Annotated in this window: 12 protein-coding genes; 9 read left to right on the plus strand and 3 right to left on the minus strand. The window is 53.0% G+C overall.

Features of this window, described 5'->3' with window-relative positions; all coding sequences use genetic code 11:
• Window positions 1-7 precede the first annotated feature (7 nt).
• Window positions 8-2,566, plus strand: a complete 2,559-nt coding sequence (gene mrcA, locus SGR01S_RS21205) for a peptidoglycan glycosyltransferase/peptidoglycan DD-transpeptidase MrcA (protein WP_061808509.1) — start codon at window positions 8-10, stop codon at window positions 2,564-2,566.
• Window positions 2,567-2,615: 49 nt separating this feature from the next.
• Here mrcA and nudE read toward each other — a convergent pair whose 3' ends face one another.
• Entirely contained in the window at window positions 2,616-3,170 is a 555-nt protein-coding gene (nudE, locus tag SGR01S_RS21210; RefSeq protein ID WP_037426147.1) for an ADP compounds hydrolase NudE, read from the minus strand.
• 465 nt (window positions 3,171-3,635) lie between these two features.
• Here nudE and SGR01S_RS21215 point away from each other — a divergent pair, with 465 nt between their 5' ends.
• The 7 genes from SGR01S_RS21215 (at window position 3,636) to SGR01S_RS21245 (ending at window position 10,518) form a co-directional block, all read left to right on the plus strand.
• On the plus strand, window positions 3,636-5,768 hold the full coding sequence (locus SGR01S_RS21215; RefSeq protein WP_061808510.1) for an intracellular growth attenuator family protein: 2,133 nt from the start codon (window positions 3,636-3,638) through the stop codon (window positions 5,766-5,768).
• A 98-nt stretch (window positions 5,769-5,866) separates the two neighbouring features.
• The gene (yrfG, locus tag SGR01S_RS21220; protein WP_061808511.1) at window positions 5,867-6,544 is read left to right on the plus strand and encodes a GMP/IMP nucleotidase; all 678 of its coding nucleotides are present in this window, start codon (window positions 5,867-5,869) and stop codon (window positions 6,542-6,544) included.
• Window positions 6,545-6,952: a ribosome-associated heat shock protein Hsp15 gene (gene hslR / locus SGR01S_RS21225; RefSeq protein ID WP_037426613.1), complete on the plus strand. Its 408-nt coding sequence runs from the start codon at window positions 6,545-6,547 to the stop codon at window positions 6,950-6,952. It begins immediately after the preceding gene.
• A gap of 25 nt (window positions 6,953-6,977) precedes the next feature.
• Complete coding sequence (gene hslO / locus SGR01S_RS21230) at window positions 6,978-7,856, plus strand: Hsp33 family molecular chaperone HslO (RefSeq protein WP_061808512.1); 879 nt, start codon at window positions 6,978-6,980, stop codon at window positions 7,854-7,856.
• A gap of 196 nt (window positions 7,857-8,052) precedes the next feature.
• Entirely contained in the window at window positions 8,053-9,672 is a 1,620-nt protein-coding gene (gene pckA, locus SGR01S_RS21235) for a phosphoenolpyruvate carboxykinase (ATP) (RefSeq protein ID WP_037426608.1), read from the plus strand.
• Window positions 9,673-9,796: 124 nt separating this feature from the next.
• Window positions 9,797-10,054, plus strand: coding sequence for a FitA-like ribbon-helix-helix domain-containing protein (locus tag SGR01S_RS21240; protein ID WP_061808513.1), 258 nt, complete (start codon window positions 9,797-9,799; stop codon window positions 10,052-10,054).
• Window positions 10,051-10,518 (plus strand): type II toxin-antitoxin system VapC family toxin, encoded by a 468-nt coding sequence (locus tag SGR01S_RS21245; protein ID WP_037426602.1) that lies wholly within the window; start codon window positions 10,051-10,053, stop codon window positions 10,516-10,518. Before SGR01S_RS21240 ends, SGR01S_RS21245 begins: the two co-directional genes overlap by 4 nt.
• A gap of 23 nt (window positions 10,519-10,541) precedes the next feature.
• On the opposite strand, the gene envZ is transcribed toward SGR01S_RS21245, so the two are convergent.
• Together envZ and ompR are read right to left on the minus strand one after the other, a co-directional pair.
• Window positions 10,542-11,912, minus strand: coding sequence for a two-component system sensor histidine kinase EnvZ (gene envZ, locus SGR01S_RS21250; protein WP_037426599.1), 1,371 nt, complete (start codon window positions 11,910-11,912; stop codon window positions 10,542-10,544).
• Window positions 11,909-12,628, minus strand: a complete 720-nt coding sequence (ompR, locus tag SGR01S_RS21255) for an osmolarity response regulator transcription factor OmpR (RefSeq protein WP_004709363.1) — start codon at window positions 12,626-12,628, stop codon at window positions 11,909-11,911. The genes envZ and ompR overlap by 4 nt, the downstream gene beginning before the upstream one ends.
• A 416-nt stretch (window positions 12,629-13,044) precedes the next feature.
• Here ompR and greB point away from each other — a divergent pair, with 416 nt between their 5' ends.
• Window positions 13,045-13,518: a transcription elongation factor GreB gene (greB, locus tag SGR01S_RS21260; protein WP_037426596.1), complete on the plus strand. Its 474-nt coding sequence runs from the start codon at window positions 13,045-13,047 to the stop codon at window positions 13,516-13,518.
• Window positions 13,519-13,547: the final 29 nt, after the last annotated feature.

Here is a 13,547-nt window from a genome sequence, read left to right on the forward strand (position 1 = left end):
ATCTCAGGTGAAGTTCGTAAAGTATTTACTAATCCTTGCAGTGTGTTGCATCGTGTTGGGGGCAGCCTCGATCTTTGGCTTGTACAAATATGTCGAGCCACAGTTGCCTGACGTTGCAACGCTGAAAGATGTGCGGCTGCAAATACCGATGCAGGTTTACAGCGCCGATGGCGAACTGATCGCCCAATACGGTGAGAAACGCCGTATTCCGCTGAAGCTAAACCAAATTCCGCCGGTCATGGTGCATGCGTTTATCGCCACCGAAGACAGCCGTTTCTATGAGCATCACGGCGTCGATCCTGTCGGTATCTTCCGTGCAGCCTCTATTGCGCTGGTCTCTGGCCATGCGTCACAGGGGGCGAGTACCATCACCCAACAGTTGGCGAGAAACTTCTTCTTAAGCCCGGAACGCACCCTGATGCGCAAAATCAAGGAAGCCTTCCTGGCCATTCGCATTGAACAAATGCTGAGCAAAGACGAAATTCTTGAGCTGTATCTGAACAAAATCTATCTGGGGTATCGCGCCTATGGCGTAGGTGCTGCGGCTCAGGTTTACTTCGGTAAAGACGTCAGTCAGCTCAGCTTAAGCGAAATGGCGACTATCGCCGGCCTGCCAAAAGCACCGTCAACCTTCAACCCGCTTTATTCCCACGATCGCGCCGTCGCGCGCCGCAACGTGGTGCTGTCGCGCATGCTGGATGAGCACTACATCACCCAGGCGCAGTTCGATCAGGCACGCAGTGAAGAATTAGTGGCCAATTACCATGCGCCGGAAATCAGCTTCTCTGCCCCCTATCTCTCCGAGATGGTACGCCAGGAGATGATCAAGCGTTATGGCGACAACGCCTATACCGACGGCTACAAGGTCTACACCACCATCACCAAGAAATTACAGCTGGCAGCGCAAGAGTCCGTACGTAATAACGTGCTGGCGTATGACATGCGCCACGGCTACCGCGGCCCGTCCAACGTGCTGTGGAAAGTCGGTGAAGCAGCCTGGGATCAAAAGCAGATCGTCGATTCGCTGAAAAATCTGCCTAACTACGGCCCGTTATCACCTGCCGTGATCACAGCAACCAGCGCCGAAGAAGCGACGGCAATGATGGCAGACGGCAGTAATATCGCCTTGCCGATGTCTACCATGCGCTGGGCCAGACCGTACAAGTCCGATACTCAACAAGGCCCAACGCCGAAACGCGTCACCGATGTAGTGCAAGCCGGTCAACAGGTTTGGGTACGGAAGGTTGGCGAAAACTGGTGGCTGTCACAAGTGCCAGACGTGAACTCAGCGCTGATTTCAATCAACCCGAATGACGGCGCAGTAAAAGCGCTGGTCGGCGGGTTTGACTTCAACCAGAGCAAATTTAACCGTGTGACCCAAGCGCTGCGCCAGGTCGGTTCTAATATCAAACCGTTCCTGTACACCGCCGCAATGGATAAGGGCCTGACCCTGGCAACTATCCTGAATGACCTGCCGATCACCCGTTGGGATCCAGGTGCGGGTACCGACTGGCGTCCGAAGAACTCCCCACCAACCTACGATGGCCCAATTCGCCTGCGTCAGGGGTTGGGACAGTCGAAGAACGTGGTCATGGTACGTGCGATGCGTGCGATGGGTGTCGACTATGCAGCAGAATACCTGCAGCGCTTCGGGTTCCCGGCACAGAACATCGTGCATACCGAATCGCTGGCTCTGGGCTCTGCTTCATTCACCCCAATGCAGTTGGTGCGCGGTTACGCAGTATTGGCGAACGGCGGTTATCTGGTGGATCCGTACTTCATCACCAAAATTGAAGATGATAACGGCAACACCGTGTTCGAAACCAAACCACGAATTGTCTGCAGCAGCTGCAATTTGCCGGTAATTTATGGCGATACTCATCGTTCAGCCGTGCTTTCCGAAGACAACATTGAAAATGTCGCGACGTCGCAGGCAGGTAACAATGGCAACGTGCCAATGCCACAACTGGAGCAAGTCACTCCGGCTCAAGTGCAGCAAGACGGCGATCAGCAGTATGCGCCGCACGTTATCAGCACCCCGCTGGCGTTCCTGATGCATGATGCGCTGAACAGCAACATCTTCGGCGAACCCGGCTGGATGGGCACCGCCTGGCGTGCAGGTCGTGACCTGAAACGCCATGATATCGGCGGTAAAACCGGTACGACCAACAGTTCAAAAGATGCCTGGTTCTCCGGCTATGGTCCAGACACCGTTACGTCAGTCTGGATTGGCTTCGATGACCATCGGCGTGATCTGGGCCGTTCAACAGCTTCCGGCGCGATCCCGGATCAAATATCCGGCGGTGAAGGCGGTGCGAAGAGTGCACAACCGGCATGGGATGACTTTATGAAAACAGCGCTGGAAGGTATCCCAGAGCAGAAGGTCACACCACCACCGGGCATTATCAGCGTCACCATCGACAAGAGCAGCGGTAAGCTTTCAGGCGGTGGCGGCGGCAGCCGTTCCGAGTACTTTATTGAAGGAACTCAGCCGACGGACTACCCATCGCGGGATACCGGCACAACGCTGACGGATCCGGGTGGCGAGAGTCACGAGTTGTTCTAACAAAAAGGGCCAGAGAAATCTGGCCCTTTTTTTATTTGGCGATTGGCATCTAGCGTGAACCGCGTAGGAATGCCTCGGTAAGGAACAGCGCGCAAACGTTGCGTGCCTCACGGAAATCAGGCTCCGCCAACAGCGCCATCATGTCGGCTATTGGCCAACGCACCTGCGGTAGTGGCTCAGGCTCATCCCCTTCCAGGCTCTGCGGATAGAGATCGTGTGCCAAAACAATGTTCATTTTGCTGGAAAAGTACGACGGCGCCATGGTCAATTTACTTAGAAAATCAAAGTTTTTTGCACCAAAACCCACTTCTTCCATCAGCTCACGGTTGGCCGCTTCCAGTACACCTTCACCGGGATCAATCAACCCTTTGGGGAAACCCAGTTCGTAAGACTCGGTGCCCACTGCATATTCACGGATCAGCAATAAATCGTCACCAATCACCGGCACAATCATCACGGCCTCACGTTCTGAAGGCCGCATCCGCTCGTACACCCGCCGCACACCGTTACTGAATTCCAGATCGACCGACTCAACGTTAAATAAACGCGAACGCGCGACCGTTTCCACTTTCAGAATTTTAGGTTTTTGCAGGTGTTTATCCATGATTGCCTCAAATGAGTTATCCGGCTGTACGCCACAGTACCGGGCGTGGTGATACGGATAACCAGAATAATGATTGGCGTGACGCGCAGTTCACATACGCTTAAACGCTGACCAAATCCGATCTTGATCACATTGTGCGTTAATGAGAACCTTTGCTGCAACGAGCACAAGCAGTAATTTACTTTTTTTTAACAAGCGTAGCCAGCACCCACCGACTTTCTATCCCTTTTAAGTAAAAAGAGCGCATTAAAATAAGATAATGCCGATATCGATAGAGAAACCGGGTTGCTATCATCACGCAGGTAAGACACAACGTTAAAACGAAGAGTTTTATGAAGAAATGAGATCCCGGTGGAGAATCCGTTCTCCCGTTACTGTTCTGGGTGTCTCTTGGTCATTTGACTGCGTATAATGCGCCACGATTCATCAGGTTGGTGAGGTTCACGGGTACAGAATGGGGATAGCATGAGCACAATAGCGTTGATATTGGCCTTAGTGCTTGCCTGCCTGATTGCTGCCGGCCTGTATCTTTGGTTTAAGGCTCGCAATCAGCCGCTGCTGACGCGTGCCCTGCCTTTTATCAAACCCACACACCGTAAGCTGACCGGTGAAGAACGCGCCGCTGTTGAGCACTATCTCAGCCAGCAAAATAAGTTGAGCAACAAGCTGTTGCCCGGCAGCACCACATTGCCTTCCGCCAAACTGGCCTTAACGCCGCAAAGCGACAACGTCTACCCGATTACCCACGCGATTACCCGCTACGGCTTGGCCAGCGATGAACCCAATAAATGGCGCTATTATCTGGACGCCGAAGAGGTGCATCTCCCCCCGTTTTGGGAACAGTACATCAGCGCCGATAACCATGTCGAAGTGATTAAAACCCAGACACTGCCGCTGGTGATCTCTCTCAATGGGCATTCACTAAAAGATCATATTCACGATCGGCCGCAGCCGCCGGTGGTGAAGGCAATACCAAGTCAAAACGCGTCGATCCGCAAGGAAGAAAGCGAGCATGTCGAGCTGGTAAATATCCGCAAGGAAACCCAGGAAGAACATGCGCTGAATCGCCCAAATGGCATCAAAGAAGCCGCCATCATTTCAGCGGCCCTGTTGTTGCTCTTCTTCAGCCTGATTAGCCCGGTTGTGGTCATTCCCTGGATGATTATCGTCGCCGTACTGATGATTGCCTGGAGCTGCTGGAACCTGTTCCGCCGGCCATCTGCGCGCGAGTTGAAAGAAGTACACTGCCTGCGGGGCACGCCCAAACGCTGGGGATTATTTGGCGAGTCCAATCAGGGGCAGATCAGCAACATCTCGCTCGGTATTATCGATCTGATTTATCCGCCGCACTGGCAGCCTTACATTACCCAGGACTTGGGTAAAACGACCGACGTGGATATCTATCTTAACCGCCAGGTATTGCGCCAGGGGCGGTTCCTTTCGCTGCATGATGAGGTCAAAAACTTCCCGCTACAGCAATGGGGAAGAAACGCTGTGCTGATGGCCAGTTCGCTCTTGGTACTGCTGCTACTGCTGACCTATATCCCGCTCAGCCTGCCGCTCAAACTAAGTATGGCCTGGTTACAGGGTGCACAAAAAATTGAAGTGACTACCGTACAAGCACTGGAAGGTGCAACATTGCGGATCGGTGACACCTTGAAAGCTCAGGGCAACGGCATGTGTTATGTGCCGCCGTTGGTCAGTGGCACTCGTGCCACCAACTTTATGCCTTTCGACTGTTCAGGTATTTACTGGAACAATGCCGCGCCATTGCCACAGCCTGAGTCGGAAGTCATCGATAAGGCCTCGGCATTACTGGCAACGGTCAATACCCAGTTACACCCTGACGGTACAGAACAAAAGCTTAACCCACAGTTGGCCAGCGCCATTGAAAAATCCGGCATGATCCTGCTGGATGACTTTTCCGATATCGTGTTGAAAACGCAAGACCTGTGCCAAACGGACAATGACTGTATCCGGCTGAAGAACGCACTGGTGAATCTGGGCAACGTTAAAAACTGGGCCACTCTGGTAAAACGCGCCAAATCTGGTGCTCTGCAAGGCGTGAACGTACTGCTGCGTCCAGTAAGTGCCGAGTCATTGGAAAGCCTGACCAAGGTTGCCGCATCGTCGTTTGTGTACAACGAAACACGACAAGCCGCTGCTGCACTCAACAGCCCACCACCCGGCGGTTTCTTGATCAGCAGCGATGAAGGTAAACAGTTGGTGAATCACCCGCAGCCGGCTGTGCCGCTAAACGAATACAATGCACTTGACCAATGGAATGAGTTGCAACGCCTGTCCAGTATGCTGCTGCACACGCCATTTGAAGCTCAGGGTATCATTACCAATATCAGCGTTGATGCCAACGGCACTCGCCACATTGCGTTACACAGCGAGCCGGATATCATCACTCTCTGGCGTTATCTCGGCACCAGTCTGCTACTGCTCGCGGTCGCCGTCATTCTGGGTTACAACACCTGGCGGCTCATACAGCGTCGTCGCATCAATCAACACAGAATCGCCGATATCCAGCGCTACTACGAAAGTTGCTTTAACCCGCAACTCTCCCCGATGTCATTGCGGCCAATGCCCTAAGCCACATTTGCCGGCCTGCGCCCTGTCATCTGCTTATGCTACGCTAACGCTATTATCCTGATCCTGCGGACCGCCGACGGTCCGCCTATGGAGTTTTCATGGTTCCCGAGTTTGACTGGCGTGAGATTGATACCGTACTGCTGGATATGGACGGTACCCTGCTCGATTTGGAGTTCGACAGCCACTTTTGGCTTAGTCTGGTGCCAAAAGCACTGAGCGAGCAGCGGGCTATTCCCTTCGATGAAGCGCGTAAAATTATTCATCAGGAATATCTGGCTGTACAGCACACCATGAACTGGTACTGCTTCGATTACTGGAGCGAACGGCTGGACATGGATATTTACCGTATGACCAGCGAGGTAGGCAATCGTGCTCGTCTGCGTGAAGATACCGAGCCGTTTTTACAGGCATTACGTGCGGCGGGTCATCAGACAATTTTGCTGACTAACGCCCATCCACATAGCCTGGCGGTAAAAATTGAGCATACCGGTTTAGATCGACACCTTGATTTATTACTTTCTACCCACACATTTGGTTATCCGAAAGAAGATCAGCGTTTGTGGCAGGCAGTACAGCAACACATCGGTTTTGATCCGCAGCGTACGCTGTTTGTCGACGACGGTGAACCTATCTTGGATGCCGCCCGTACCTTCGGTATTCGCTACTGCCTGGGCGTACAAAACCCGGACTCCAGCATGGCGGAGAAAACCTTCCAGCACTACCCGTCAATGCGCGATTACCGCCTGTTGATTCCGGCGCTGGCCAAGGGGGAGTGAATGAAAGGTAAAGAAACACGTGACGACGCCGTCCGGCTGGACAAATGGCTTTGGGCGGCACGTTTCTATAAGACCCGCGCGCTGGCACGGGACATGATCGATGGCGGCAAGGTGCACTATAACGGACAGCGCGGGAAGCCGAGCAAGATTGTTGAGCTCAACGCCGAGATTAAGTTGCGCCAAGGTAACGAAGAACGCACGGTGATTGTACTGGCGTTGACCAGCCAGCGGCGTGGCGCCGACGAGGCGCAGCAAATGTATCAGGAAACTGAGACCAGCATCGCCAACCGAGAAAAAGTGGCGCTCGCACGCAAGATGAATGCGTTGACCATGCCGCATCCGGACCGACGTCCAGACAAGAAAGAGCGGCGTGACCTGATTAAATTTAAATTTGGTGAGCAGGAATAAACCCTCACCGCAATGAGAGAAAACTATGTCTAACCATGACCAATTGCACCGTTACCTGTTTGAAAACTACGCGGTGCGCGGTGAGCTGGTTACCGTCAGCGAAACCTATCAGCAGGTCCTGAATAACCATGACTACCCGGCACCGGTAAAAAAACTGCTGGGTGAACTGCTGGTCGCTACCAGCCTGTTGACCGCCACCTTGAAGTTTGACGGCGACATCACTGTGCAATTGCAGGGTGATGGTCCGCTGAAACTGGCGGTGATTAACGGCAATAACCGTCAGGAAATGCGCGGTGTAGCACGTGTACAAAGCAACATCGCTGATGACAGCACATTGCATCAGATGATCGGCAATGGCGTTATGGTGATCACCATCGCACCCACCGAAGGTGAACGCTATCAGGGCGTAGTGGCACTGGAAGGTGAAACACTGGCTGAATGCCTTGAAGCTTACTTCCGTCAGTCAGAACAGCTGCCAACCCGCCTGTTCATCCGTACTGGTGAGTCCGAAGGCCAACCGGCCGCTGCCGGCATGTTGTTGCAAGTGTTGCCAGCGCAGGACGGCAATGCCGATGATTTCGATCATCTGGTGCAACTGACCAACACGGTTAAAAGCGAAGAGCTGTTCGGCCTGCCAGCCAACGAAGTGCTGTATCGCCTGTACCATCAGGAAGAAGTCACCCTGTATGAACCGCAAGACGTTGTCTTCCGTTGCACCTGTTCACGCCAGCGTTGTGCTGATGCACTGATTACGCTGCCGGCGGAAGAAGTCGCTCAAATGCTGGAGCAAGATGGCAATATTGATATGCACTGCGATTATTGCGGCAATCACTATGTCTTCGACGCCATGGACGTGGCAGCTCTGTACACCGGTAACACCGGTGAAAGCGACAAGTTGCACTAAGTAGCACCTTGTGTCGGCAGGCGCACCCAGCGCCTGCCTGCTTACTTCGTTTGCACGTTTGCTTTTTTCCGTGTGCTATCTCTCAGAACGTAACGAAAAACCGACTAAAACGTTAAATATTTGATACCTATCGCGGTTACTCGCTGCTGAATCCCTACAATTGGCGCCAGAAATTCTGTGACCAAGGAGTAGTGACATGCGTGTTAAAGGTATAACCCCTCAAGATCTGGCCGCTTATGGGATTCATAACGTTGGCGAAATCGTTCACAACCCAAGTTATGACTTGCTGTTTAAGGAAGAAACAGACCCATCTCTGGAAGGTTTTGAGCGTGGGGTCGTAACCAAGCTGGGTGCTGTATCCGTCGACACCGGTATTTTTACCGGCCGTTCCCCGAAAGATAAGTACATCGTCCGTGACGACATCACCCGCGACACCGTCTGGTGGGCCGATCAGGGTAAAGGTAAAAACGATAATAAACCCCTTAGCCCGGAAATTTGGGCAGACCTGAAACAACTGGTCACCACGCAACTCTCCGGCAAACGCCTGTTTGTGATGGATACCTTCTGCGGTGCCAATGCTGACTCCCGTCTGAAAGTCCGCTTTATTACCGAGGTCGCCTGGCAGGCACACTTCGTTAAAAACATGTTCATCCGTCCGACCGACGAAGAACTGCAGGATTTCGAGCCAGACTTCGTTGTCATGAACGGCGCCAAATGCACTAACCCGAACTGGCAGCAACAGGGCCTGAACTCGGAAAACTTTGTCGCCTTCAACCTGACCGAACGCATGCAACTGATTGGCGGTACCTGGTACGGCGGCGAAATGAAAAAGGGTATGTTCTCCATCATGAACTACCTGTTGCCGCTGAAAGGCATTGCCTCCATGCACTGCTCGGCCAACGTGGGCGAGAAAGGCGACGTGGCGGTATTCTTCGGCCTGTCCGGCACCGGCAAAACCACCCTGTCCACCGATCCGAAACGCCAACTGATTGGCGATGACGAACACGGCTGGGATGACGACGGTGTGTTTAACTTCGAAGGCGGCTGCTACGCGAAAACCATCAAGCTGTCTGAAGAAGCCGAACCGGATATCTATCACGCCATCAAACGCGATGCGCTACTGGAAAACGTTGTTGTTCTGGCTGACGGCACAATAGATTTCAATGATGGTTCGAAAACCGAGAACACCCGTGTTTCCTACCCGATCTATCACATCCAGAATATCGTAAAACCGGTTTCCAAAGCGGGTCACGCCACCAAGGTGATCTTCCTGACCGCAGACGCTTTCGGTGTACTGCCGCCGGTATCTCGCCTGACCGCTAACCAGACCCAGTACCACTTCCTGTCTGGCTTTACCGCCAAACTGGCCGGTACCGAGCGCGGCGTGACAGAGCCTACCCCAACCTTCTCCGCCTGCTTCGGCGCAGCCTTCCTGTCACTGCACCCAACGCAGTACGCTGAAGTGCTGGTGAAACGCATGCAAGCTGCCGGCGCACAGGCCTATCTGGTGAACACCGGCTGGAACGGCACCGGCAAACGCATCTCGATCAAGGATACCCGCGGCATTATCGACGCGATCCTCAGCGGTGAAATCGATAAGGCGGAAACCATTACTCTGCCTATCTTCGATCTGGCGATGCCAACCTCACTGCCGGGTGTTAACCCGGATATCCTGGATCCACGCGCCACTTATGCCAGCCTTGAGCAATGGCAAGAGAAGGCACAGGATCTGGCCGAGCGTTTTGTCACCAACTTTGACAAATACACCGATACCCCGGCAGGTGCCGCGTTGGTCAGCGCTGGTCCAAAACTGTAATCCCCCTTTTTACAGCTTCTGCTAAGGCGTGGATTCCACGCCTTTTTTTGTTTTTATTGGTTGTTATTCAATCAACGCAAAGGGATAATAAGCATTGCAATCATTGATAGCAAAGGAGGTTTCAATGGCTACCATAACCGTCAGGAATCTGGACGACGAAGTAAAAGAGTTGCTGCGCGTCTCGGCGGCAAGAAATGGCCATTCCATGGAGGAGGAAGCTCGTATGATTTTGAAACAAGCCTTAGTGAAAAAAACGCCACGCTATGGTTTAGGTACTCGCATACATCAACACTTTGCCGAGTTGGGCGGCGTTGAACTGGACATCCCACCGAGAGATAAAACACCAGCGCGCATTGTCACCTTTGATGACGACCAGGCATGATTATTCTCGATACCAATGTAGTTTCAGAGTTACTGCGCCCGACACCGCATTACCATGTTTTAAGGTGGCTGGATCAACAAGATACGTATCAATTCTATCTGAGCACTGTCGTGGTAGCGGAGCTATATACTGGCATAACCTGCATGCCCCATGGCAAAAAGCGGTTTGAGTTACAGTCCAATCTCAGCGTAATGCTGCAGGAGGAGTTTCTGGACAGGGTTTTACCCTTTGACACTGGCTGCGCTCTGCAGCATGCGGAGTTAATGGGTGCCAACCTCGGCGTCAGTTTCCCAGATACCCAGATCGCCGCCACCTGCCTGCATTACGGTGCAGCCCTGGCCACACGTAATACTCAAGCCTTTATCCATTGCGGGATTGAACTAATCGACCCTTGGCAAGCCAGCACCGGTCGGCGTTTGCATGAAGAAGCGGCGGAATATTACGTCATGAGCAGAAAACCCTGACAGGGCAGCTTCACTGTCAGGGATTAGGCGTTGTCTTTTGCTGTTTGATGCCCGTTGGACGACTCTTTTTTCTCCATCGGTAACGGAATATACGCCCTGATCAACAGCCCGCCACGTTCGCTGGTACCAATTTCCAACGCACCATGGTGGCCATCTATAATGCGCTGAACGATAGCCAAGCCCAAGCCCGTGCCACTAGTACTGCGTGCGCTGTCACCCCGGACAAAGGGCTGCAGCAGATGTTTCAACTCTTCCGGTTTAATCCCAGGGCCATCGTCTTCCACCTGGAACCAACCGCGCTGCAGCTCACGGCCACTACTGACTTTGATCCAGCCATTGCCGTAACGCGCCGCATTCACCACCATGTTCGCCGCTGCACGCTTGATCGACAGAGGATGCACATTCATCATCAGTTCACCCGGTGCCATGGCGGTTTCGATAACCCGCTCATAGCCACTCTCGGCCGCGACCACTTCACCCAAAATGCCATTCAGATCGCTTAACTCGGTCTGCATCTCCTGGCCGGTGCGCAGATAATCAATAAACTGCTCAATGATGGCGTTGCACTCTTCAATGTCTTTATTGATCGACTCCGCCAGGTAACCATCTTCGGCGCTCATCATCTCGGTAGCCAGACGAATGCGCGTCAGCGGCGTACGCAAATCGTGGCTGACGCCGGCCATCAGTAGCGTGCGGTCATCCGCCAGTTGCTTAACGCCCGATGCCATCTGATTAAAGGCTCGCGTGACCGAGCGTACTTCTGAAGCGCCATACTCGCGTAACGGGGGTGGGATAATCCCCTTGCCGACTTGCAAAGCGGCATGCTCAAGTTCGACCAGAGGGCGGTTCTGAATGCGTATAAACAGCCAAGCGCCACCTATCGCCAACAGCATAATTGCCAGGGTATAACGGAACAGCGGCGAGAAATCGCCCTGGTGAATTTCAGTCAGCGGGACACGCACCCAAATATCCGGCTGCAACCAAGTCTTCAGCCACACTACCGGCGAGTTCTTGTTCACTTCCACACGAACGTCGGTCGGTCCACCCAGTTGCTGTGCCATTTGCTGGCTGAGGAATTGATAGTGCTGCGCCCAGCGCAGACCGCTCTCCTCCGCCGCCGAGTTGGTGTAGAGCGAAATTCCCAGTTCGCGATAAATTTCACGACGGAAGGCCGGTGGCACCTCCAGCAAGGTCCCATCCTCCAGTTGCAGCTTATCGGTCATCAGCATACGAACTTCGTACGCCAATACCTTGTTGAACTGCTGCAGACTGGGCAGGATGGCAAAGTTCAGCACCACCAGATAGGTCGTCACCAAGCTGACGAACAGCAAGGTGACGATCAATAGCAGGGTTCGGGCAAACGAGCTACGCGGTGAAAAGCGCAATCGCCTCATGCCTTGCTGCCGTCCGGGACGAAGACGTAGCCAAGACCCCAAACGGTCTGGATATAACGTGGATGCGCAGGATCTTCCTCAACCATGCGGCGCAGACGAGAAATCTGCACGTCGATGGAGCGTTCCATTGCACTGTATTCACGACCACGAGCCAGGTTCATCAGCTTGTCGCGTGAAAGCGGTTCGCGCGGGTGGCTTACCAGCGCTTTTAACACGGCGAATTCACCGCTGGTCAACGGCATAGGCTCGTCTTCGCGGAACATTTCGCGGGTACCCAGGTTCAGTTTGAATTTACCAAAGGCAATCACCGCCTCTTCTTGTGAAGGGGCGCCCGGCAGTTCATTGGCCTGACGGCGTAAAACCGCACGGATACGGGCCAGCAGTTCACGCGGGTTGAACGGTTTTGGGATGTAATCGTCGGCACCAATTTCCAGACCGACGATACGGTCGACTTCTTCACCTTTGGCGGTCACCATAATGATCGGCATAGGGTTGCTTTGGCTGCGCAGACGACGGCAGATGGAAAGACCATCTTCGCCAGGCAGCATAAGGTCCAACACCATCAGGTGGAAGGATTCACGTGTCAGCAAGCGATCCATTTGCTCAGCGTTGGCGACGCTGCGAACCTGAAAACCCTGCTCGGTTAAATAACGCTCTAAAAGCGCACGCAGGCGCATGTCATCATCGACGACCAGAATCTTATGATTCTCTTGCATTGTATTACTCCCAAAGGCTTTATTGCCTGACGTGAATATTGTTAAAAAACCCTGTCATTTCGGACAGCATTTAATGGTATATATTCTAGACGAAATTGTTACAAAGCTTATTCTTTTGCCCATTTATCAACAATTTTCATCAAAATGCCCGCGAAGGTTCGCCAAAATCCCGATGCTCATTGGTTAAATTTAGGATCACTGTATCTTCGCCCAACGGACACGCCCGGTGTCTGATTCGCAGTGTAACTCAGCCAGCGCGATAAGAAACGCGAGCGCCAGCAATTTTGCACACTGCTAATTATTGAACTCACATTTCTTTATGCAACGGCAACCTACAGCCCAGCGTGAGTTTGTGCGACACTCTGCTAACGCAATGACTCTCTTCCCTTTGATATGCTCATGAAGGCGGAAAAACGATGAGAACGCAGCTGATAACCCGTGAAGGTTATGACAAGCTAAAACAGGAACTGGACTTTCTCTGGCGTGAAGAGCGGCCCGAAGTCACCAAAAAAGTGACCTGGGCGGCCAGCCTCGGCGACAGAAGTGAAAACGCCGATTATCAGTACAACAAGAAACGGCTGCGGGAAATCGATCGCCGGGTGCGCTACCTGACCAAATGCCTCGAGCAATTGAAAATTGTCGATTACTCGCCGCAGCAAGAAGGTAAAGTGTTCTTTGGCGCTTGGGTTGAGGTGGAAAACGAGGGCGGTGAAATTAAACGCTTTCGCATCGTTGGCTATGACGAGATTTTTGGCCGCCGCGACTACATCTCCATCGACTCACCGATGGCCCGTGCCTTATTGAAAAAAGAAGTGGGTGACGCCACCACCGTCAACACCCCTGTGGGTGATGCATTGTGGTATGTGAATGAGATTGAGTACGTTAAATAAGATTTCAGTTTTTTCCGAGCGGCCGTCCA

The organism is Serratia grimesii NBRC 13537, from assembly GCF_001590905.1.
Lineage (GTDB): Bacteria > Pseudomonadota > Gammaproteobacteria > Enterobacterales > Enterobacteriaceae > Serratia > Serratia grimesii.